This window comes from Bacteroides sp. 214 (assembly GCF_010501015.1).
Taxonomy (GTDB): domain Bacteria; phylum Bacteroidota; class Bacteroidia; order Bacteroidales; family Bacteroidaceae; genus Bacteroides.
Window position 1 is genome coordinate 212234 of sequence record NZ_QVML01000006.1, and the last position, 23785, is coordinate 236018.

At 45.3% G+C, this 23785-nt stretch carries 22 protein-coding genes and 2 tRNA genes; 22 read left to right on the plus strand and 2 right to left on the minus strand.

Annotated features, from left to right (window positions below):
* Window positions 1-44: 44 nt before the first annotated feature.
* The 9 genes from prmC to D0T50_RS06795 all read left to right on the plus strand — a co-directional run bounded on the left by prmC (window position 45) and on the right by D0T50_RS06795 (window position 5865).
* Window positions 45-896, plus strand: a complete 852-nt coding sequence (prmC, locus tag D0T50_RS06755) for a peptide chain release factor N(5)-glutamine methyltransferase (RefSeq protein ID WP_163222749.1) — start codon at window positions 45-47, stop codon at window positions 894-896.
* On the plus strand, window positions 883-1356 hold the full coding sequence (locus D0T50_RS06760) for a regulatory protein RecX (protein WP_370520891.1): 474 nt from the start codon (window positions 883-885) through the stop codon (window positions 1354-1356). Before prmC ends, D0T50_RS06760 begins: the two co-directional genes overlap by 14 nt.
* Window positions 1357-1478: 122 nt before the next feature.
* Complete coding sequence (pyrE, locus tag D0T50_RS06765; RefSeq protein ID WP_163222750.1) at window positions 1479-2117, plus strand: orotate phosphoribosyltransferase; 639 nt, start codon at window positions 1479-1481, stop codon at window positions 2115-2117.
* A 201-nt stretch (window positions 2118-2318) separates the two neighbouring features.
* Entirely contained in the window at window positions 2319-2729 is a 411-nt protein-coding gene (locus tag D0T50_RS06770) for an SRPBCC family protein (protein ID WP_163222751.1), read from the plus strand.
* 33 nt (window positions 2730-2762) lie between these two features.
* Entirely contained in the window at window positions 2763-4103 is a 1341-nt protein-coding gene (gene argH, locus D0T50_RS06775; RefSeq protein WP_163222752.1) for an argininosuccinate lyase, read from the plus strand.
* A 38-nt stretch (window positions 4104-4141) separates the two neighbouring features.
* The gene (locus D0T50_RS06780) at window positions 4142-5146 is read left to right on the plus strand and encodes an aldo/keto reductase (protein ID WP_163222753.1); all 1005 of its coding nucleotides are present in this window, start codon (window positions 4142-4144) and stop codon (window positions 5144-5146) included.
* Between the two features lie 36 nt (window positions 5147-5182).
* The gene (locus D0T50_RS06785; protein WP_163222754.1) at window positions 5183-5623 is read left to right on the plus strand and encodes a hypothetical protein; all 441 of its coding nucleotides are present in this window, start codon (window positions 5183-5185) and stop codon (window positions 5621-5623) included.
* 64 nt (window positions 5624-5687) lie between these two features.
* Window positions 5688-5760 (plus strand) — tRNA-Gly (locus tag D0T50_RS06790).
* Window positions 5761-5781: 21 nt separating this feature from the next.
* Window positions 5782-5865, plus strand: a tRNA-Leu gene (locus D0T50_RS06795).
* 34 nt (window positions 5866-5899) lie between these two features.
* Here the strand turns inward: D0T50_RS06795 and D0T50_RS06800 are convergent.
* Both D0T50_RS06800 and D0T50_RS06805 read right to left on the minus strand, forming a co-directional pair.
* On the minus strand, window positions 5900-6457 hold the full coding sequence (locus D0T50_RS06800) for a hypothetical protein (protein WP_163222755.1): 558 nt from the start codon (window positions 6455-6457) through the stop codon (window positions 5900-5902).
* A gap of 79 nt (window positions 6458-6536) precedes the next feature.
* Window positions 6537-7385, minus strand: a complete 849-nt coding sequence (locus D0T50_RS06805; protein WP_163222756.1) for an AraC family transcriptional regulator — start codon at window positions 7383-7385, stop codon at window positions 6537-6539.
* A 179-nt stretch (window positions 7386-7564) separates the two neighbouring features.
* Here D0T50_RS06805 and fucI point away from each other — a divergent pair, with 179 nt between their 5' ends.
* The 13 genes from fucI to D0T50_RS06870 all read left to right on the plus strand — a co-directional run bounded on the left by fucI (window position 7565) and on the right by D0T50_RS06870 (window position 23706).
* Window positions 7565-9358, plus strand: a complete 1794-nt coding sequence (gene fucI / locus D0T50_RS06810) for an L-fucose isomerase (RefSeq protein ID WP_163222757.1) — start codon at window positions 7565-7567, stop codon at window positions 9356-9358.
* Window positions 9359-9438: 80 nt separating this feature from the next.
* Window positions 9439-10755 carry an L-fucose:H+ symporter permease gene (gene fucP, locus D0T50_RS06815; protein ID WP_163222758.1) on the plus strand — a complete coding sequence of 439 codons (1317 nt, stop codon included), beginning with the start codon at window positions 9439-9441 and terminating at the stop codon, window positions 10753-10755.
* Window positions 10756-10879: 124 nt separating this feature from the next.
* Window positions 10880-11998, plus strand: coding sequence for a serine hydrolase (locus tag D0T50_RS06820; RefSeq protein WP_163222759.1), 1119 nt, complete (start codon window positions 10880-10882; stop codon window positions 11996-11998).
* A 116-nt stretch (window positions 11999-12114) separates the two neighbouring features.
* Complete coding sequence (locus D0T50_RS06825) at window positions 12115-12591, plus strand: arginine repressor (protein ID WP_163222760.1); 477 nt, start codon at window positions 12115-12117, stop codon at window positions 12589-12591.
* Window positions 12592-12622: 31 nt separating this feature from the next.
* A complete protein-coding gene (locus D0T50_RS06830) occupies window positions 12623-13210 on the plus strand; it encodes a GNAT family N-acetyltransferase (protein WP_163222761.1) in 588 nt (195 codons plus the stop codon).
* A gap of 73 nt (window positions 13211-13283) precedes the next feature.
* On the plus strand, window positions 13284-14486 hold the full coding sequence (locus tag D0T50_RS06835) for an argininosuccinate synthase (protein ID WP_163222762.1): 1203 nt from the start codon (window positions 13284-13286) through the stop codon (window positions 14484-14486).
* The gene (gene argC / locus D0T50_RS06840) at window positions 14483-15451 is read left to right on the plus strand and encodes an N-acetyl-gamma-glutamyl-phosphate reductase (RefSeq protein WP_163222763.1); all 969 of its coding nucleotides are present in this window, start codon (window positions 14483-14485) and stop codon (window positions 15449-15451) included. Before D0T50_RS06835 ends, argC begins: the two co-directional genes overlap by 4 nt.
* A gap of 1 nt (window position 15452) precedes the next feature.
* Entirely contained in the window at window positions 15453-16577 is a 1125-nt protein-coding gene (locus D0T50_RS06845) for an aspartate aminotransferase family protein (protein WP_163222764.1), read from the plus strand.
* Window positions 16574-17356 (plus strand): pyrroline-5-carboxylate reductase, encoded by a 783-nt coding sequence (proC, locus tag D0T50_RS06850; protein WP_163222765.1) that lies wholly within the window; start codon window positions 16574-16576, stop codon window positions 17354-17356. Before D0T50_RS06845 ends, proC begins: the two co-directional genes overlap by 4 nt.
* Window positions 17357-17367: 11 nt before the next feature.
* Entirely contained in the window at window positions 17368-17922 is a 555-nt protein-coding gene (locus D0T50_RS06855) for a helix-turn-helix domain-containing protein (protein ID WP_163222766.1), read from the plus strand.
* A gap of 30 nt (window positions 17923-17952) precedes the next feature.
* Window positions 17953-19608 (plus strand): AMP-binding protein, encoded by a 1656-nt coding sequence (locus D0T50_RS06860; RefSeq protein ID WP_163222767.1) that lies wholly within the window; start codon window positions 17953-17955, stop codon window positions 19606-19608.
* A gap of 348 nt (window positions 19609-19956) precedes the next feature.
* Entirely contained in the window at window positions 19957-20724 is a 768-nt protein-coding gene (locus D0T50_RS06865) for a sialate O-acetylesterase (RefSeq protein WP_163222768.1), read from the plus strand.
* A 24-nt stretch (window positions 20725-20748) separates the two neighbouring features.
* Window positions 20749-23706 (plus strand): sugar-binding domain-containing protein, encoded by a 2958-nt coding sequence (locus tag D0T50_RS06870; RefSeq protein ID WP_163222769.1) that lies wholly within the window; start codon window positions 20749-20751, stop codon window positions 23704-23706.
* The last annotated feature ends 79 nt before the right edge of the window (window positions 23707-23785 follow it).

The window sequence follows — 23785 nt, forward strand, 5'->3', positions numbered from 1 at the left end:
TTTTGAATTAAAAAACTATCTTTGCATCACCAAATACATTCTCGATGAACCGCATAAAGGCACTCATTACTGATTCGCTGCATTCGCTTTACTCGCCCGGCGAGCTTAAGCAACTCACACTGATAATTGCAGAGGAGGTGCTTGGCATACCAGCTACCGATGTGTACCTCGGCAAAGATATTGATTTATCCGCAGAAAAACAGCAACTCCTTGCAGAACTCCTGAAGAGGCTGACCGATAGCGAACCTATTCAATATGTGCTGGGTAAGGCGGAATTCTTTCGTCACACTTTCAGCGTTGCTCCCGGTGTGCTCATTCCTCGTCCCGAAACTGAAGAATTGGTAGACCTGATATTGCGCGATAACAAAGGCAACCCTTCCATACTCGACATAGGAACCGGAACCGGGTGTATTGCCATAAGTCTCTCTAAAGCACGCCCCGAAGCGTATGTCGAAGCATGGGATGTTTCTCCACTAGCACTGCACATAGCCCGTAAGAACAACGACGAACTGCAGGCAAGCGTCCGTTTCGAAGAGGTGGATGTGTTGTCGCCACGCGAGGTTGTTCCTTCCTTCGACCTCATTGTGAGCAACCCACCCTACATCAAAGAAAAGGAGAAAGAAGAGATGGCCGACAATGTGCTTCGTTGGGAGCCCGAACTGGCACTTTTTGTGCCCGATACTGACCCCCTGCTCTTTTATCGCAGCATTGCCGAGTTAGCGCTGAACGCCCTGAAACCCGGTGGGAAACTTTACTTCGAGATAAACCAATGGCATGGAGCCGAGGTGGTTTCCTTGCTCAACTCGCTTGGTTACTGCGAGGTGGAGCTACTGAAAGACTTATTCAAAAACGACCGAATCGTAACAGCCAAACACCCTGCGTATGATAACCGATAAAGATGCCCTTACCCGCATAACTGCCTATTGCGCCTTAGCCGAACGTTGCCTCTCGGATGTGCGCCTCAAGCTGAAGAAGTGGGAACTCCCCACCCAGCAGATAGACGAAATGGTGCAGTGGCTGCAAAATGAACAATACCTCGACGAAGAACGTTACTGTCAGGCTTTTGTTAAGGATAAATACCGTTTTGCCAAGTGGGGCGAACGTAAAATTAAGCAAGCTTTGCAACAAAAAGGAGTGTCGGGCACGGTTGTTGACCGTTGTCTGCACAGTACCATAGATGAAGAAGAATATCTTGCCATCTTGCAACAACTTCTCAAAGCCAAACGGCGCATCACTAAAGGTAAGAACGAGTACGAAATAAACGCGAAACTGATTCGTTTTGCCCTTGGCAGAGGTTTTGTGATGAAAGACATTCTGCGTTTCGTTCATGCATCGGACCAAGCGTACGAAGAGTAATAGCTGTTCAATTTGGTGTGCGCTTTTAACTTTTTGCGAAAAAGTTAGCGTTTTTGCTTTCCAATCTCATTACGAATCTCTATTTTTGTCTCATAATATTATGTTCAGAACCAAATTAAGTTATGAAAACGTTAGAAAGATTATTTGCAGAGAAACTACTGAAGATTAAGGCCATCAAAATTCAGCCCAACAATCCGTTTACGTGGGCGTCGGGTTGGAAATCTCCCATCTACTGCGATAATCGCAAAACACTTTCTTATCCTTCCTTACGCAACTTTGTGAAGATAGAAATCACCCGTCTTATTTTAGAACGTTTCGGACAGGTAGACGCCATCGCTGGTGTAGCTACCGGAGCCATTCCACAAGGAGCATTGGTTGCCGACGCGCTCAATCTGCCGTTTGTGTACGTACGTGCCACACCGAAAGATCATGGGTTGGAAAATCTAATCGAAGGCGAATTGCGTCCAGGAATGAAAGTAGTGGTAGTTGAAGACCTGATATCAACCGGTGGAAGCAGCTTGAAGGCAGTACAAGCCATTCGTCGCGACGGCTGCGAGGTAATCGGTATGATTGCCGCCTTTACCTATAGCTTCGACGTGTCGGTGAAGGCATTTAAGGAAGCTAAAGTACCTTTGGTAACACTGACCAACTATGCTGCAGTGCTCGACACAGCGCTGCGCACCGATTATATAGCCGAAGGCGATATCAAAACATTGGAGCGCTGGAGGGAAGACCCTGCGAACTGGGAACCCGGAAAGTAGTTCGTTTTCAAGATGTTTAGGGCTAAGATATCTATGGTCTTGAATGTCTACTGTGATTTTGATAGTTGTCAGCCATTAGTTGCCGTCGGTTTTAACCGACGGGCAGGTTGCAAGCATAAACATGGCTTTAGCCAAAAGCAGGAAAGAATTTGGTTAAAGCAGCTTTCCCTCTCTACACTTTAATAATAAAGAAACCACATAATGAAGAAAATAGAAAGTAGCGTTCAGCTTATTCCCTTTAGTCAGGAGCGTGTGTATGCCAAACTATCGGATATGAATAACCTGAAAAGTATTCAAGATAAGATACCTGCCGACAAGGTGCAAGATTTTTCGTTCGATGATAACTCCATTAGCTTCAGCGTAGCACCCGTAGGTAGCCTTACACTCGAAGTCGTGGAACGCGAACCATGTAAATGCATCAAGTTTGAAACATCCGTTTCGCCCATCCCCTTTAAATTATGGATACAACTTGTACCTTCCACCGAAGAAGAGTGTAAGATAAAACTCACCATAGGTTTAGACATCAATCCCATGATGGCGGGTATGATACAAAAACCACTGCAAGACGGTTTGGAGAAGATGGCCTCAGCCTTGGCTACCATACCTTATTAATTAAGGCGTTTCACCTAAAAATACAGCTTTGCGATGGCACAGAAACTCTGGGAAAAAAGTACACAGGTAAACAAAGAAATAGAACGATTTACTGTGGGTAGAGATCGCGAAATGGATCTCTTCCTTGCTAAATATGATGTATTGGGGTCTATGGCGCACATCACCATGCTCGAAAGCATCGACCTGCTCACAAAGAGCGAACTGGCGCAATTGCTTGCCGAACTGAAAAATATCCATGCCGAAATAGAAAGCGGCGACTTCCTCATCGAAGAGGGGGTGGAAGATGTACACTCGCAGGTCGAACTACTGCTTACCCGCAGACTGGGCGATGTAGGAAAGAAGATACACAGCGGTCGTTCACGCAATGATCAAGTGTTGGTCGATTTGAAACTATTTACCCGTGCGCAGATACGCAACATAGCCGAGTGTGTGGAAGAGCTCTTCCAGGTGCTCATCAACCAAAGCGAGAAATACAAAAACGTATTACTGCCCGGCTATACCCATTTGCAGATAGCTATGCCTTCTTCCTTCGGGTTGTGGTTTGGTGCTTACGCCGAGAGCCTTACCGACGATATGCTCTTCTTGCAAGCTGCCTATAAAATGTGTAATCGAAATCCGCTGGGTTCTGCTGCCGGTTACGGCTCTTCGTTTCCATTGAACCGCACCATGACTACCGAACTGTTGGGTTTTGACTCTATGAACTACAACGTGGTTTATGCGCAGATGGGTCGTGGGAAACTGGAACGTAACGTAGCCTTTGCTTTGGCAAGCATAGCAGGAACCATCTCTAAGCTTGCTTATGATGCCTGCCTGTTTAATAGCCAGAACTTCGGTTTTGTGAAACTACCCGACGAATGTACTACCGGTTCGAGCATCATGCCACATAAGAAGAATCCCGACGTATTTGAACTTACCCGTGCCAAGTGCAACAAGATACAAGCCCTGCCACAGCAGATAATGATGATTATCAATAACCTGCCGTCGGGCTATTTCCGCGATTTACAGATTATCAAGGAGGTCTTTATACCCGCTTTTCAAGAGCTGAAAGACTGTTTGCAGATGACTACCTACATCATGCAGGAAATTAACGTAAACGAACACATCTTGGACGATGACAAGTATTTGAGCATCTTCAGCGTAGAAGAAGTGAACCGCTTGGCGCGTGAAGGTATGCCGTTTCGCGACGCGTACAAAAAAGTGGGAATGGATATTGAAGCCGGAAACTTTGCGCACGATAAAACCGTGGATCATATGCACGAAGGAAGCATTGGTAACCTTTGCAACGAACACGTGCAACTGCTGATGCAAAACGTAATGGACGGCTTCGACTTTGAACGTGCACAAGCTGCCGAGAAGCGCTTGCTGGGCGAATAGCCTTGAACTTTCCTGTTGTTTACTAAATACTTTAAATCATGAATTACAAACCCTCCGAAACCCGCTACGACAATAAAATGTCCTATAAGTACTGCGGTAATAGTGGCTTGTTGCTTCCCCGTGTTTCTTTGGGGCTGTGGCATAACTTTGGCGATGTGGATGATTTCTCTGTGGCAACAGATATGATTCGCTATGCGTTCGACAATGGTATTACACACTTCGACCTGGCAAACAATTATGGTCCTCCTCCTGGTTCTGCTGAAACTAACTTCGGAAAAATATTGAAGAATAACTTTGCCGCATATCGCGACGAGATGATTATTGCTTCCAAAGCCGGACACGAAATGTGGCCCGGACCCTATGGCGACCGCAGTTCGCGCAAGAACCTCATGGCAAGCATCGACCAAAGCCTCAAACGTACCGGGCTGGAATATTTCGATATCTTCTATAGCCACCGCTACGATGGTATTACGCCTGTGGAGGAAACCATGCAGGCGCTTATCGATATCGTTCGCCAAGGCAAGGCGCTCTATGTGGGTATCTCTAAATATCCACGCCAGCAGGCACGCGTAGCCTACGAAATGCTGAAAGCTGCCGGTGTGCCTTGCCTGGTGTGTCAAGATAGATACAGTATGTTTACCCGTGCCGTGGAACAGGGGGTGTTGCAGCTTGCAGGTGAATATGGTTGTGGGTTTGTAGCTTTCTCGCCGTTGGCGCAGGGATTGCTGACCAATAAATACATAAATGGTATTCCTGAAGGCTCTCGTGCCGCACGTGCTACCGGCTTCCTGAAGAAAGAGCAGGTAACTGATGATAAAATCAGCGCGGCGATAAAATTGAACGAACTAGCAGGGCAGCGTGGACAAACACTTGCTGAGATGGCGTTGGCGTGGGTATTGCACAATGAATATGTTACTTCGGTTATTGTAGGTGCAAGCTCCGTGCAGCAGTTGAGTGATAATTTGGCTGCCTTGAACAAACTCGAATTCTCGTCCGAGGAATTGGCGGGAATAGAAGAAATTCTGGCTACGGTGCAGATGTAAGGGCAATATATTCTCGGTTTCATCGTATATTATAGTATGCGTAAACTTCTCCTTATAATATCTTTGTGTGCGTTTGTGGCTTCGTGTAGCGACAGCTACGACTCCAGTATTCCCAATGTGCGGATAAATTTTTCGTGTAGCCTGCTGCAATCTCCTTATTATAAGATACAAACACAAGGCATGTTTATTCCGGTGACGAAGGATAGCCACTACCTGCCGTTGGGCTATGGTGGACTCATCATTGGTCGCTCTATTTATGGCGATTATATAGCGTATGATGCCGCTTGCCCTGTAGAGGCAGACCGTAAAGTTTCGGTAACAGTCATTGAAGATGGCATTGGCAGAGCCACTTGTCCTAAGTGTGGTACCCGTTATAATCTGAGTGGTGGAGGGCATCCCGAAGAGGGTGGAGGCACCGAATACCTGAAAAGATATACCGTTTCTGTTAGTGGCACAACACTGAAAGTTACCAATTAATAGAACTTTCAATAAAAAAAGTTTTGTCAATAACCGAAAACCACTTATATTTGCATCCGCAATCGCGAAAGTAGCTCAGTTGGTAGAGCATAACCTTGCCAAGGTTAGGGTCGCGGGTTCGAATCCCGTCTTTCGCTCGTTTTTTTTGAAATAAGGATGCTCGGATGGTGGAATGGTAGACACGAAGGACTTAAAATCCTTTGGCCATAGCGGCTGTGCGGGTTCAAGTCCCGCTCCGAGTACGGAAGATGAAGATGAGCTCTATAAGTCAATGACTTATGGGGTTTTTCTGTTTTTAAGGAGTAGGGAAAAAACGCGCTTCCACCGCTTCTCTCTTGGCGAATAGATTGCTGCTATCTTACTCATATTCTTGATCTTCTCACTGAGTGCCATTTCGGTATGCAATATCTGGGGCATGGCTTTGTACTCGATTGGGAGTAGTAAAAGAGTGATAGTGTCGGCAAAGGATTTTCCCCAAAACACCTTGATGTCTTTCTTGGATATATACCCCTTTTTATAATAAAAAGCCAGCTTTTGATAAAATGACGAGATGTGTCTTCTTTTGAAGTGTAATTCGTTATCGCCATTTTTAACCGCTTCTACATATCTTTCTATATAGGTTTCGGGGTCAATGCCATAGAAATTCCATAGGTCGTACGTGCATTTGCCTAATTTCTCTTGGTCAAACTCATCTAATATCTCTTTGAATAATTGCTTTTTGAAGTTTCTTCTGTTCGAAGAAAGGCTGACAATAAACGAAACGATGGATAATAGGAACCCCGATAGTGCTAAATAGGGTGTTATGGTTTTAACGACTTCTAATGACGTATTCATAATAGCTCGTTTTAGATTAATATATTGCAAACATACAAAAAACATTATCAACGAGTTGTCTGTATGTTTCCCTTTTTAATCAGGAGTGGCGCGTATTACGATATTCGCTTGGCGTATTGCCCGTGTGCTGTTTGAACATGCGGTTGAAGTAAGATATGTTGTCGATGGAGAACTCCATGGCAATCTCTCTTACGGAGAGGTCGGTAGTAAGTAGTAGCAGTTGTGCCCGCTCCATTTTCTTGCCGTTGATGTATTTGAGTGGTGTGCACCCCACATCTTTTTTGAACAGACGTATCAAATGATCTTCGCTCAGACAAGAGGTATTTGCCAATTCGGCAAGGGTGATGCTCTTGTCGGTATGCGCTTGTATGTAGGCAAGGCATTTGTTGATGCGATCGTCGGTGTAAGCAGCTTTCAGTGTTGCCATCTGCAGGAAACAGGCGAGGAGTTGTAACAAGATGCCTTGCGTTTCGATAATGGAGTGCAGTGGCATACGTTTGTTTTCGGCGGCAAATTGCGAAAGTTTGGGCATATTGTCGTAAAGCACTGGGTCTATTTGTGGTAAATGACGATTAGGGTTGATGGTAAGTATACGAGAAAACAGACTGGTGGTGAGTACATCTGTCGCAGCTACTTCGAACGGAAAATTAAAACGGTCGAAGATGGAGCTTTTATTGGTGTTGCTTTCGTAGAAGTGGACGTAGTAAAGCGAGAAATGATCATCGCACGTATCATCGTGTCGGGTAAATGGCGGAATGAGATATAGGTTGCCGGGTCGTAGTGTGTACACCTTATTATATATGTGCACCTTGGCACTACCGCTCTCTACATAGTAAATACGGGCGAAAGGACTGTACACATCTTTCCAGTTCCAGTTGGCAAAGAGGTTAAGATGCCCCACATTGAGTAGCGTTGGGAGTAATGCCATATCGTTATTCTGTTACTCTTTCGTTTTGCAAACATAGTTAGTTTTTAGGCTGAAACAAAAGAAATACTTTATAAAGTGTCGAAAAAGTGCAACTCTTACGTCGGAATAATGCAATGGTTTGCGAAACCTAAATTCTATCTTTGACTCATTCATTATTAACCAATTATACAAAACGTATCATGAGCACCAAAAGATTTCAAGGCCAATGGCCAAAAATCGGCATTCGTCCGACAATCGATGGCAGACAGGGCGGCGTACGCGAGAGTCTGGAAGAAAAAACAATGGCACTGGCAAAGGCAGTTGCCGACCTCATTACCTCCAATCTGAAAAATGGTGATGGCACACCGGTGGAGTGTGTGATAGCCGACGGAACCATTGGTCGCGTAGCCGAGAGTGCTGCATGTGCCGCTAAGTTCGAACGCGAAGGTGTGGGTAGCTCCATTACCGTAACCTCTTGCTGGTGCTATGGTGCCGAAACTATGGATATGAACCCCCACTATCCTAAAGCTGTTTGGGGATTCAATGGTACAGAACGTCCCGGAGCTGTATATCTGGCTGCAGTATTGGCGGCACACGCACAAAAAGGTTTGCCGGCATTCGGTATCTACGGACACGATGTTCAAGACCTCTCCGATAATACCATCCCTGCCGATGCAGCAGAAAAGATACTTCGTTTTGCCCGTTCAGCACAAGCGGTAGCTGTTATGCGTGGTAAATCATACCTCTCTGTGGGTAGTGTGTCTATGGGTATTGCCGGTTCTATCGTAGACCCAAATTTCTTCCAGGAATATCTTGGTATGCGCAATGAGTCTATTGACTCTATCGAAATAATTCGCCGTATGGAGCAAAAAATCTATGACGAGGCAGAGTTTGAAAAAGCGATGGAATGGACAAAGAAATATTGCAAACCCAACGAAGGAACAGATTACAACCGTGCCGAGAAACAGAAAGCACGCGAAGAAAAAGATAAAGACTGGGAGTTTGTGGTGAAAATGACACTCATTATTCGCGACCTGATGCAAGGAAATCCCAAACTGTTAGAGAAAGGTTTTAAAGAAGAAGCCCTTGGACACAACGCTATTGCTGCAGGCTTCCAAGGACAACGCCAGTGGACGGATTTCATGCCCAATGGAGACTTCAGCGAAGCATTGCTCTGTACCTCATTCGACTGGAACGGTATTCGTCAAGCCTATGTTTTGGCAACCGAAAATGACGCTTGCAATGGAGTTGCTATGTTGTTCGGACATCTGCTGACCAACACCGCGCAAATCTTCTCGGACGTGCGTACTTATTGGAGCCCCGAAGCTGTGGAGCGTGTAACAGGCAAGAAACTTACCGGACAAGCAGCCAATGGTATTATCCACCTTATCAATTCGGGAGCAACTACGCTCGATGGTACCGGACAACAAACCAATGCTGCCGGTGAACCGGCCATGAAACCTTTCTGGGAAATCAGCGAAAAGGAAATGGAAGCATGCTTGGAAGCTACAACATGGTTCCCTGCCGACCGTGACTACTTCCGTGGAGGTGGCTTCTCGTCCAACTTCCTATCTAAAGGCGGTATGCCCGTAACCATGTCGCGTTTGAACTTGGTGAAAGGTTTAGGACCTGTGCTTCAGATTGCCGAAGGATGGACTTGTGACATCGACCCCGAAATACATCACATCCTGCACCACCGCACCGATAAAACATGGCCTACCACTTGGTTTGCCCCTCGTCTGGATCCAAAGAAAGATGCCTTCAAGGATGTTTATTCGGTTATGAACAACTGGGGTGCCAATCATGGTGCTATTAGCTACGGGCACATAGGCAAGGATTTAATAACGCTCGCTTCCATGTTGAGAATACCGGTGTGTATGCACAATGTTGAGGATTCCGAAATCTTCCGTCCTACCGCATGGAACGCGTTTGGAATGGATAAAGAAGGAGCCGATTATCGCGCATGCCAAACATATGGTGCTATTTACAAATAATTTTGTAACTTGCGCAACAATTGAACAAAAAGAGGGCGCTTCGATGGCGCCCTCATCTTTATAACCCATAAATACACACCATGAAAGACAACAAACACACATTGCTGCATTATAAAGGCGTGAGCTACGTGCTTCCCTTTATTTTAATTACTCTCTGCTTTGCCCTTTGGGGATTTGCCAACGATATTACTAACCCCATGGTGAAAGCTTTCTCCAAGATATTCCGTATGAGCGTAACCGACGGGGCACTGGTGCAAGTTGCTTTCTACGGCGGATATTTTGCTATGGCTTTTCCGGCAGCTATATTTATTCGTAAATACTCTTATAAAGCAGGCATCTTGCTTGGCTTGGGACTGTATGCCATTGGGGCGTTCCTCTTTTTTCCGGCGAAACTCACCGGAGAGTACTATCCATTCTTGTTGGCATACTTTATCCTTACCTGCGGATTGTCTTTTCTCGAAACAAGTGCCAATCCTTACATCCTTTCCATGGGCTCGCCCGAGACAGCTACCCGTCGTTTAAACCTGGCACAATCGTTTAACCCTATGGGTTCGCTACTGGGAATGTATGTGGCGATGAACTTTATTCAGGCGAGACTCAACCCTATGGAGTCGGCAGAGCGAGAAGCATTAACACCCGAAGCTTTCGAGACGGTAAAGAATGCGGAACTTACCACATTGGTTACTCCTTATTTAATGATTGGTTTGGTTATTGCCGCCATCTTCCTGATTATTCGTTTCACTAAAATGCCTAAAGGTAAAGACCAATCGCAGAATATAGACTTTGTTCCTACGCTCAAACGCATCTTCTCCTTGCCACGCTATCGCGAGGGTGTTATCGCGCAATTCTTCTATGTAGGTGCGCAGATTATGTGCTGGACATTCATTATTCAATATGGTACACGCTATTTCGTTTCCGAAGGTATGGGCGAGAAAGCTGCCGAAGTACTGTCTCAGCAGTACAACATCGTGGCGATGATTATTTTCTGTTGTAGCCGCTTTGTATGCACATTTTTGTTGCGCTACCTCAATGCAGGTAAGCTACTTATGGTGCTTGCAATAATGGCTACTTGTTTAACGGCAGGTGTTATAGGTTTTGAAAACATCTACGGTCTTTATTGCTTGGTGGGTGTGTCGGCGTGTATGTCGCTTATGTTCCCCACAATTTACGGTATAGCCCTCGAAGGTATGGGAGACGACGCTAAGTTTGGTGCGGCAGGTCTTATCATGGCTATCCTTGGTGGGTCGGTGCTCCCACCGCTGCAAGCAAGTATTATTGACCAAGGTATGATTGGTGGTTTCCATGCTGTGAATATATCGTTCGTATTGCCGCTTATTTGTTTTGTGGTAGTGGCGTGGTATGGCTATCGCACGTTTAAGAGTTACAAAATGTCCTGAAAATCCAGTGAGTTTTACTCCAAAACCCAGTGAGTCTTTCTAAAAGTTCTTTGACTTTTTAGAAAAGCTCACTGGGTTTTCTTTTCTTTTATTACCTTTGTTCAAGAATCCAAAAGCACAAAGTATGAAACCCTTATTAATAACTCTATTCGTCACTCTTATGCTTACATCATGCAATAAGAGCAAACATGAGGTTGCTCTCGAAAAAATCGATTCTCTTTTTACATCGCTCTACCCTGTCAATGAGCCAGGTGCGGCAGTTTTAATCTTAAAAGATAACAATGTTCTCTTCAGCAAAGGTTATGGTATAGCCGATATGGACGAGCAAACACCGATAAACGAGCAGACGTTTTTTAATATAGCCTCCGTTTCAAAACAGTTTTCTGCGGTTGCCATCCTTATGCTTGCCGAAGAAGAACGCCTCTCGCTCGATGATGCAGTCAGCAAATGGTTTCCCGAATTTACTTCTCCACTTTTGGAAAAGATTACGTTAAAGCATCTACTCACTCATACTTCGGGTATTCCTGATACGCGAGATCGTAGCGACCGTGATTTTGTGTTGTATTCTACTGATGTAGAATCTTATGCTTATATCGGTACGTTAGAGCAACTGAATTTTGAACCGGGCGCTTACTACGAATACATGAATCCTACTTATCAGCTGATGTACACCATTATAGAAAGGGCGTCGGGTATGCAGTTTGATGACTTTATGCAAGAGCGCATTTTTAAGGCTGCAGGAATGAACGAATCGACCTACTTTGAAGCCGGTAAAGAGATACCTCGAATGGCACATGGCTATGAGTTTGATAAAGACACGCTTCGTTGGGAAGAATACGATTATGGCGAGGAGTCATTCTTTGCTTCCAAAGCCGATGGAGGGATTTATACCTCTGTAAACGAATTTGTACTGTGGGAGAAAGCCCTGCGGAATAATATTCTCATCTCTGCCGAGACTACAGAAACTGCCCATGCACCGCAAATCATTGTTACAGATAGTCCATATAGTACCTATCAAAACCGTCCGTACACCTCGTATGGTTATGGTTGGTTCATCGAAGAGAAACCCGGCATGCCCAAGAAGGTATATCATACGGGCGACAATGGCGGTTTTCAAATCTACGCAGGCAGATTCCCCGAGAAAAATCTGTTATACCTCTTCTTTGCCAATCGCAGCGACAGGGACAGACAACAGATAGCAGAACAGCTCGATGCAATATTTCAATACGCAAGCTGGATTTAGTTGCATGACTAAAAGTGCATAAAAACACGACCGAAAGTGAATATTTTTGCTTGTTTCTGCATAATATTCAAAAATAAGGTATAATTTTGCAGCTTCTAAGGAATAATTATGCAACGATGAAGCAAAAAGCCAATAGACTGGAAGCAATCAAAATGCTTATATCCAGCAAAGAAATGAGTAATCAGGATGAATTGTTAAAAGAATTAGCCGCAGAAGGATTTAAGCTTACGCAAGCCACACTATCACGCGACTTGAAACAATTAAAGGTAGCCAAAGCTATTACGGCTACCGGCGAATACATTTATGTGTTGCCCAACAACATTATGTATCGACGATTTTTTGAAGAGAGCACCGGCGAACTACCCGTTAATAACGGATTTATTTCGCTGCGCTTCTCAAGGAATATTGCCGTAGTCAAGACCAAACCCGGATATGCCAGTATGATAGCCTTTGATATTGATAACCGCAATTATGCAGAAATATTAGGAACTGTAGCCGGAGACGACACAATTATATTAGTATTAGCAGAGAACCTGAGCCACGAAAGAGCCAGCGATTTATTATCGTTCATTATTCCGCCGAGGCTATATTAATCCTTTAAACATATTAGGAAGAGAACAAGCAATGGACAATCAAATAGATGTTATGGTTGCCGACGCATCGCATGAAATGTATGTCGACATTATTTTAGAAACAATCACCGCTGCCGCCAAGATAAGAGGAACAGGAATTGCCAAACGCACGCACGAGTACGTAGCTCAGAAAATGAAAGAGGGCAAAGCAATCATTGCGCTCGACGGTGAGGAGTTTGCCGGCTTTTGTTACATCGAAAGCTGGGGTAACAAACAGTACGTAGCCAATTCCGGGCTTATCGTGGTAGAGAAGTACCGTGGGCACGGACTTGCCAAACGCATTAAACAAGCCGCCTTTACGCTATCGCGTCTGCGGTGGCCCAATGCAAAGCTTTTTGGTTTGACAAGTGGCGGACCTGTGATGAAAATTAATACAGAACTGGGCTATGTGCCGGTTCCTTTTGTGGAGTTGACGGACGATGAATCCTTCTGGAAAGGATGCGAGGGCTGTTGCAACCATGATGTACTGGAACGCACAGGACGCAAGTATTGTATCTGTACCGCCATGCTATACGATCCCAAAAAGCATGAAAAGAAGCAGGCGAAGAAAGAAACAGATAAGGAAAAAGAAACAGAATAAGCAAATAATCATAGTTGGTGTCGGTTAATCGCACTAAAAACGTTAATTTTGACACTTAAAACACAATATAACAATGAAAAAGAAAGTAGTTTTAGCATTTAGTGGAGGTTTGGATACCTCTTTCTGTGCCATGTACTTGTCAAAAGACAAAGGGTTTGAAGTATATACAGCTATTGCCAACACCGGTGGATTTACTCCCGAAGAGCTAAAATCCATTGAAGAGAAAGCTTACAGGCTGGGTGCGGTAAAACATGCTACGTTGGACGTTACGCAAGATTACTACGAAAAGAGTATTAAATACATGGTATTTGGCAATGTGCTGCGCAATGGAACATATCCCATCTCGGTAAGCTCGGAGCGTATTTTTCAAGCTATTGCCATTGCCGATTATGCAAAAGAAATAGGAGCCGATGCTATTGCGCACGGTAGTACCGGAGCAGGCAACGATCAGGTGCGCTTTGACCTTACCTTCGAGGTGTTGGCACCGGGTATTGAAATAATTACGCCTACCCGTGATATGATTCTTACCCGCGAATATGAAATAAATTATCTGCGCGAACATGGCTATGAAGCCGACTTCACCAAAATGGAATACTCTATTAATAAAGGATTATGGGGAACCTCTATCGGTGGTAAAGAAACCTTGAACAGCGAACAAACCCTTCCCGAAGAGGCATATCCAAGCCAGGTAACCCAAACAGGTACCGAAGTCCTGAAGCTGGAATTCAAAGAAGGCGAGCTGTGTGCCGTGAACGGAGAAGCTTTTGCCGACAAGGTGAAAGCAATTAATAAAGTAGAGGAGATTGGAAATAAATATGGTATTGGTCGCGATATGCATGTGGGCGATACAATCATTGGGCTCAAAGGTCGTGTGGGCTTCGAAGCGGCAGGACCATTACTTATAATCAATGCACACAAAATGCTAGAGAAGCATACCCTGAGCAAATGGCAGCTTTACTGGAAAGACCAAGTGGCTACCTGGTATGGCATGTTCCTGCATGAAGCGCAATACCTTGAACCCGTAATGCGCGACATCGAAGCAATGCTCAGCAGTTCGCAGCGAAATGTAAACGGTACGGTAAGCATTATTCTTCGCCCATACAGTTATACACTGGTCGGTGTGGAATCTGATTTTGACTTGGTGAAAAACGACTTCGGCGAGTACGGAGAAATACAAAAAGGATGGACTTCGGAAGATGCGAAAGGCTTCACGAAGATTACTTCAACAGCATTGCGGATATTCTACGCTAACCAACGCAAAAACGGGAAATTATGATACGGGTCGGAATCATAGGTGGAGCGGGTTACACGGCAGGCGAATTGATTCGTTTGTTGGTTAATCATCCCGATGTGGAAATCACCTTTATTAATAGTAGCAGTAATGCCGGTAACAAAATAACCGATGTGCACGAAGGGCTTTATGGCGAGTGCGATCTTACCTTTACCGACGAGCTTCCTTTGCAAGATATCGACTTGCTCTATTTCTGTACTGCGCATGGCGATACTCGCAAGTTTATCGAAAGCCATGAGCTGCCTCAGGAGCTGAAGATTATTGACCTCTCTATGGACTATCGCATAGCGTCCGATGAGCATGAATTTGTGTATGGTCTACCCGAGTTGAATCGTCGTGCTACCTGCAAAGCCAGATACGTGGCTAACCCCGGTTGCTTTGCTACCGCTATTCAGTTGGCGTTGCTGCCATTGGCTAAGAACCTGTTGTTGAACAACGATATTTATGTGAATGCCATCACCGGAAGTACCGGGGCAGGAGTGAAGCCGGGTGCAACCTCTCACTTCAGTTGGAGAGACAACAACCTGAGTGTGTACAAAGCATTTGAGCATCAGCATATTCCTGAAATAGTGCAGTCGCTTAAACAGTTGCAAAATAGTTTCGATGTAGATATCAACTTCATTCCGTATCGTGGTAACTTCCCACGTGGAATATTCGCAACCATTGTGTTGAAATGTAAGGTAGAACTGAGCGAAATCAACCGTATGTTTGCCGAGTACTACGAGAAAGACTCGTTTGTACATATTATCGATAAAAACATTGACCTCAAACAGGTGGTAAACACCAATAAGTGTTTGCTTCATCTGGAGAAACATGGCGATAAACTCTTTATTATTTCCTGCATCGACAATCTGTTGAAAGGTGCATCCGGACAAGCTGTGCATAATATGAACTTGATGTTCAACCTCGAAGAGACTGTTGGGCTGAAATTAAAACCAAGCGCATTCTAACATGAATTTATTCGACGTATACCCACTATTCGATATAAATATCGTAAAAGGAGCAGGCTGCCATGTGTGGGATGAGAAAGGCACGCAATACCTCGACCTCTACGGAGGTCATGCGGTGATTTCTATCGGACACTCGCACCCTACGTATGTAAAGATGATCAGCGAACAGGTTGCCCGGTTGGGCTTTTACTCCAATTCGGTGGTTAACAAATTGCAGGAGGAGGTAGCTACCCGTTTAGGTAAAATGTGTGGCTATGACGATTACTCACTCTTCCTGATAAACTCGGGAGCCGAGGCAAATGAGAACGCTCTGAAACTTGCTTCCTTTCATAACGGACGTACACGTGTGGTTTCTTTCCGGAAATCTTTTCACGGACGTACCTCTTTGGCGGTAGAAGCAACCGACAACCCTAAGATAATTGCTCCTATCAATGCTAACGAACATGTTACTTACCTGCCTTGGAATGACATAGCCGCTATGCGTACAGAGCTTGCCAAAGGAGATGTTTGTGCCGTTATCATCGAAGGAATACAAGGTGTGGGTGGAATTCAAATACCAACCAACGAGTTTATGCAGGAGCTTCGCGAGGCATGTACCGCGCACGGCACTATCCTGATACTCGATGAAATACAAAGCGGATACGGACGAAGCGGAAAGTTCTTTGCACATCAATACGCGGGTATCAAAGCAGATATTATTACTGTAGCAAAAGGCATTGGTAATGGTTTCCCGCTGGGTGGCGTACTCATTAGTCCTTTGTTTACCCCAAGCTATGGTCTGTTGGGAACTACCTTTGGTGGCAATCATCTGGCTTGTGCAGCCGCACTTGCTGTGCTCGATGTTATTGAAAAGGAAAATCTGGTGGAGAATGCTACTACTGTTGGTGCGTTCTTGTTGGAAGAGCTTAGTAAGTTCCCACAAATAAAGAGTGTGCGTGGCAAAGGCTTAATGATTGGTTTAGAATTCGAACAACCCATCAAAGAAATTCGTAGCCGCCTGCTTTTCGAAGAAAAAGTATTTACCGGAGTTACCGGCACCCATGTAATTCGTTTGTTACCTCCGCTTTGTTTGAGTATGGCAGAGGCAGAGGAATTTTTAACCCGCTTGAAGAAAGTATTAATATGAAGATAGCCATTATAGGAGCCGGAAATATGGGTGGAGCCATTGCTCGTGGACTTGCCAAAGGTACACTGGTTGCCAGTGAAGATGTTTTCGTTGCCGACCCAAGTAAAGAGAGCCTGAACAAGCTCAAAGCATTTGACGACCGTATCAATGTAACCACCAATAATCAGGAAGCGGTAAATGGTGCGGATTGGGTAATGATAGCTGTAAAACCTTGGTTGGTAGAAGAGGTTATCAAAGGCCTTCAACTCAATATAGAGAAGCAGGTAATTATTTCGATAGCTGCAGGCGTTACGTTTTACAATATTGCCGACCTGATAGGAGATGACGCTACAATCTTTCGCTTATTGCCCAACACCGGCATCTCCGATAAGGCAAGTATGACGCTTATTGCCTCACGACTTGCTACTCAAGAACAAAATCAACTTATGTTGGACATCTTTAACGAGATGGGACTTGCTATGCTTATTCCCGAAAACCAAATGGGGGCAGCTACGGCATTAGCTTCCTGTGGCATTGCTTATGCGTTGAAATATATGCAAGCTGCTATGCAAGCCGGTGTCGAAATGGGTATTCCGCCTCAAAGTGCGATGAAAATGGTAGCACAATCCGTAAAAGGAGCTGCCGAGCTGATACTCAATAATGATACCCATCCTTCGGTAGAGATAGACAAAGTAACGACTCCGGGTGGCTATACCATCAAAGGGATAAATGAACTGGAACACGCGGGATTTACCTCGGCTATCATCAAAGCGATGAAAGTCTCGAATCCTACAACATAAAAACAATATACATGGAAGACCAAATCAAACAAATAGCCGAACGCTTGCGCGGACTGCGCGAAGTGCTGGAGCTCTCTGTAGAAGAGATAACCACCGAGTGTGGCATTGCCCACGATGAATACGTTAAAGCCGAAACGGGAGAACATGATATATCGGTGAGCATGCTTCAAACCATTGCCCGTAAGTACAACATCGCGTTGGATGCATTGATGTTTGGTGAAGAACCCAAAATGAGCACTTACTTTGTGACCCGCTCAGGCAAGGGAGTATCCATAGAACGTACGAAAGCATACAAATACCAGTCGCTTGCTTCGGGCTTTAGAAACCGCAACGCCGATCCTTTCATCGTAACTGTAGAACCCAAAGACGAAAGCATCCCGATGAATTACAACCACCACACCGGACAGGAGTTTAACTACGTGCTTGAGGGTAAACTACTACTCAGTATCAATGGTAAAGAACTTATCCTCAACGAAGGAGACAGCATCTTTTTCGACTCCAAGTACCCGCACGGCATGAAGGCACTCGACGGGCAGAAGGTGCGTTTCTTAGCAATCATCATGTAACATCACACAAACTCGATAACACGAAACCCAATGGTAGAACGTTTTTTAGAACAAACAACATTTACTTCGCAAGAAGATTTCAAGAATAATCTCCGGATAAAGGTACCTGCCAATTTCAACTTCGGCTACGATGTGGTTGATGCTTGGGCGGCAGAAGCACCCAACAAACAAGCGCTGTTGTGGACTAACGACCAGGATCAGTGCAAAACATTCAGCTTTGCAGAAATGAAGAAGTATACCGATATGACTGCTTCCTACTTTCAGAGCCTGGGTATAGGACACGGAGACATGGTAATGCTTGTCCTCAAGCGTCGTTATGAGTTTTGGTTTAGCATCATCGCGCTACATAAACTGGGTGCTGTGGTTATTCCGGCTACACATTTGCTGACCAAGAAAGACATTGTTTATCGCTGCAACGCTGCCGATATAAAGATGATTGTTGCCGCCGGAGAAGAGAACATTACCAAGCACATTGTAGATGCCATGCCCGATTCGCCCAGCGTGAAACGATTGGTGAGCATTGGTCCTGCCATTCCCGAAGGGTTTGAGGATTTTGCAAAAGGCATTGAAGAGGCTGCACCCTTTGTTCGTCCGCAAAAGGCGAATGATAACGACGATATATCGCTGATGTACTTTACTTCGGGCACCACAGGCGAGCCCAAGATGGTGGCACACGACTTTACCTATCCGTTGGGGCATATCACAACAGGAAGTTTCTGGCACAATTTGCATCAGGATAGCGTCCATCTTACCATTGCCGACACAGGTTGGGGCAAGGCGGTATGGGGCAAACTTTACGGACAATGGATTGCCGGTGCCACAGTGTTTGTATACGACCACGAGAAATTCAATCCGGGAGACATCCTGCAAAAGATACACGATTACCACATCACCTCGCTTTGTGCACCTCCCACGATATTCCGCTTTCTTATTCGCGAAGATCTGACGAAGTACGACCTCAGTTCGCTACAGTACTGCACCATTGCAGGCGAAGCGCTAAATCCAGCTGTGTTCGATAACTTCCTTAAACTTACAGGTATTAAGTTGATGGAAGGCTTTGGGCAAACAGAAACTACGCTAACCATTGCCACCTTCCCGTGGATGGAACCGAAACCCGGTAGCATGGGCATGCCCAATCCGCAATACGACATGGATTTGATTGACTATGAAGGCCGTTCGGTAGAGGCGGGCGAACAGGGAGAAATCGTTATCCGTACAGATAAGGGCAAACCTATTGGTCTGTTCAAGGAGTATTATCGCGATGAGAAACGCACGGAAGAAACCTGGCACGATGGTATTTATCATACCGGCGACGTAGCGTGGAGAGACGAAGACGGTTACTACTGGTTTGTAGGACGTACCGACGATGTTATTAAAAGCTCGGGTTATCGCATCGGGCCTTTTGAAGTAGAAAGCGCCCTTATGACGCATCCTGCCGTGGTAGAGTGTGCCATTACCGGAGTACCCGATGAAATTCGCGGGCAGATAGTAAAGGCTACCATCATCCTTGCCAAAGAATACAAAGAGCAGGCAGGACCTCAACTGGTGGAGGAACTCCAGAAGCATGTAAAGAAAGTAACCGCTCCCTACAAATATCCCAGAGTTATAGAGTTTGTGGAAGAGTTGCCGAAAACCATCAGTGGTAAGATACGCCGTGTGGAGATACGGCAGAATGACGAAAAATAATTCACCTTTTAAGGTTGGTTTTGCTGGTATAACAAAAATGCTTATAGCTCTCCACCGGGGAGCTATAAGTATTCCGCTTCTTCGTAGATATCTTCGCTTTCATCGCACACAACGAACAGGAAACCAGACAACAGTATCGTTGCTATATACCAGATCTTTTTCATACTCTTTCTGTAATTATTGACTGTTTAAGGAACAATAAAACATCCAAGAAAGTTCTGGGACGTTAATTATTTGCCTTCTTTTGCTGGAAAAATTGCAAACGGTCAATTATTACATCCTTTCTGTGTTTTATTGCATATTCCTTTTTTCTTCTTTTCGTATCATTGTACTACAAAACAACCCGTTATGAAACAATTAATAATAATTATTAGCGCTTTGTTCTTATTTACCTGCCACAGTTGCACTAACTCGGGTAAGGGAGAACCAACCAATCTCGATATCTATCTACTTATCGGGCAGTCTAATATGGCAGGGCGTGCACCCATTACAGATGTTGTGTGCGATACGCTGGAAGGTGTCTTTCTTTTTAGGAACGATTCAACGAATATTGTTTGGGAGAAAGCGACGAATCCATTAAACCGATACTCAACCATCGGAAAAAATATCCAAGTGCAGAAACTCGGACTGGGCTATTCCTTCGCTAAAAACATGGCAGAACCCAACAGCACCATCGGCTTAGTGGTTAATGCGCGCGGAGGAACTTCTGTCAAATCGTGGGGACCTGCACGAACCTACTATGATGAAGCTGTTAGAAGGGCAAAAGAAGCGATGAAATGGGGAAAACTGAAAGGAATTCTCTGGCATCAGGGAGAGACGGACGCTGCTTCGAGAGACTCTTATTTAGCTTATCTTCAGGCTATGATTAATTCTTTGCGTCAGGACTTGGGCAATGATTCGATACCCGTTGTCATAGGCGAGATATACCCCAAGACCACCAACGAACAACAGTTCAACAAACTGATACACGAAGTCCCTAAGCTCATACCCCATACCCGCGTGGTATCGGCAGACTCTACTGCTGCTTTTGATGGAGTGCATTTCGATACAGCGAGCCAACTGCTTCTGGGCGAACGTTATGCTAATGCTATGCGCGAATTACAAACAACACAATAAATAACCAACTAATAAAAATAAAAAATGAAGTACACTTATTATCTGGTATGCCTGCTATTGACATTCAGCATCACAGCAAACGGACAATCGTTCGAACGCGGCAGGTATAATTTTAACCCTGAATGGCGTCTGCAGGTAGGCGACGTGCCTAATGCTCAAGACCCACGCTACAATGACACCGCTTGGAAACAAGTAACCCTGCCTTATGCTTTCAACGAAGACGAGGCCTACAAACTCGACATCCACTCGCACTCGGACACTGTGATGTGGTATCGCAAAACATTCAAACTACCTGCATTGAAAACGAATAATAAAGTCTTTGTAGAGTTCGAAGGAATACGTCAGGCGGGCGATTTCTACCTCAACGGACATTACCTTGGTAAGCACGAAAATGGGGTTATGGCAGTAGGTTTCGACCTTACTCCGTATATAAAGAAAGGAGAGAATGTACTTGCCATCCGTATAGATAACAACTGGAAGTACCGCGAAGCGGCAACCAATAGTACCTATCAGTGGAACAATAATAACTTTAATGCCAACTACGGAGGTATTCCAAAGAATGTGTTCTTGCACATAACAAGCGATGTATATCAAACACTGCCATTATACAGCAACCTCAAAACAACAGGAGTCTATGTCTATGCAGCCGATATCAAAGTGCAAAGTCGCACGGCTGTTATCAATGCCGAGTCCGAAGTAAAGAACGATAGCCGCAAAGCGCGCAAGTTCCACTACGAGGTTTCTATAAGCGATAAAGACGGTGCAACGGTGAGCAACTTTGCAAGCGAACCCGTTACTATACAGCCCGGAGCAACCCAAAAGGTACATGCCGCCGCTCAGGTAAGCGATCTTAATTTCTGGAGCTGGGGATACGGCTACCTGTACGATGTAAAGACCAAACTTGTAGATGACAAAGGCAACGTATTCGACGAGGTAAACACCCGCACCGGATTCCGCAAAACACGCTTTGCAGAAGGAAAGGTATGGCTCAATGACCGGGTGTTGCAAATGAAAGGTTATGCGCAACGCACCAGCAATGAGTGGCCTGCCGTAGGATTGTCGGTTCCGGCTTGGCTAAGCGACTATTCCAACGACCTTATGGTGAAAAGCAACGCCAACCTTGTGCGTTGGATGCACGTTACTCCTTGGAAACAAGATGTGGAATCGTGCGACCGCGTAGGACTGATACAAGCAATGCCTGCAGGCGATGCCGAAAAAGATGCGAAAGGCAGACAGTGGGAGCAACGTGTGGAACTGATGCGCGATGCTATCATCTACAACCGCAATAACCCCAGCATCATATTCTATGAGTGTGGCAATGAATCTATCAGCCGCGAACACATGGTAGAGATGAAGGCTGTGCGCGACCTGTACGACCCTTATGGTGGACGTGCCATCGGTTCGCGCGAGATGCTCGACATTCGCGAAGCAGAATATGGAGGAGAGATGCTATATATAAACAAAAGTATGCATCACCCTATGTGGGCTACCGAGTATTGTCGCAACGAAGGCTTGCGCAAATATTGGGACGAATACAGTTTCCCCTTCCATAAAGAAGGAGCCGGACCACTCTACCGTAATGCCGACGCAAGTGCTTACAATCATAACCAAGACCAATTTGCCATTGAAATGGTGCGTCGCTGGTACGACTACTGGCAGGTGCGTCCGGGTATGGGCAAACGTGTAAGCTCGGGTGGTACGAAAATTATCTTCTCCGACTCCAATACCCATTATCGTGGCGAGGAAAACTACCGTCGAAGCGGTGTAACCGATGCTATGCGTATAGAGAAAGATGCTTACTATGCCCATCAGGTGATGTGGAATGGCTGGGTAGATACCGAAAAATATCAAATGCATATTGTTGGGCACTGGAATTACCCTGCCCGTACCGTGAAACCTGTGTATGTTGTTTCTAACGGAGAGGCAGTAGAGCTAATTCTCAATGGCGAATCCTTGGGTATGGGCGAGCGCGAGTACGATTTCCTCTTCACCTTTAATGATGTAGTGTTTAACCTTGGCACACTCGAAGCCATTAGCTACGACAAAAACGGAAACGAAATCAGTCGCGACAAACTGCAAAGTGTCGGCGAACCAACCGAACTGAAACTTACCCTTATGCAAAGTCCGCAAGGCTTCCATGCCGATGGCGCCGACTTGGCACTGGTGCAGTTTGAAGTGGTAGATAAAGATGGCCGTCGTTGTCCGCTGGATAACCGTAAGGTTTCCTTCACACTCGATGGCGAAGCCGAATGGAGAGGTGGTATCGCACAAGGTCCCGACAACTACATCCTTGCCACTACGCTGCCGGTGGAGTGTGGCATCAATCGCGCACTCATTCGCAGTACTACCACTGCTGGTAACATCACATTGACAGCCAAAGCCGAAGGGCTTCCCGCAGCGTCAATCACTTTAGAGTCGCTTCCGGTAGAAGTTACGGGCGGACTGAGCAGTTATCTCCCCGGTAGCACCTTACCCGGTGTGTTGGATAGAGGTGAAACACCTGCCACACCTTCTTACGAAGATCATAAAATAACTGTTTCCGTAACTTCGGCAACGGCAGGAAGCAACAGCGAAACCGTAGCCAACAGCTTCGACGACAACGAGCTCAGCGAATGGAGTAGTACCGGTAAGATAGAAAACGCGTGGATTACGTACAACCTCGAACGCTATGCTGTGGTAGACGAAATATCGCTTAAACTTACAGGTTGGCGTTCCAATAGCTACCCGATAGATATTTATGCCGGTGAAACATTAATATGGAGTGGCGAAACAGAGCGTAGTCTTGGCTATGTACACCTCAAAGTAAAACCCATACATGCGCACAGCATCACCATCCGTCTGAATAAAAGTGCTGAAGAAGAAGACTCCTTCGGACAGATAACAGAAGTGGAAGCAAAACATGCCAACGAATTGGATAGAGGCAGAAGCGCTAACAGGCTGCGTATTGTAGAGGTGGATTTTCTGGAAACATTAAATCAATAAAAGCATATTCATACATACATTCAAAAGCAAAAAAACAACACAAGTACAATAAAAATTAGTAATACTTAAGAAAAGATTA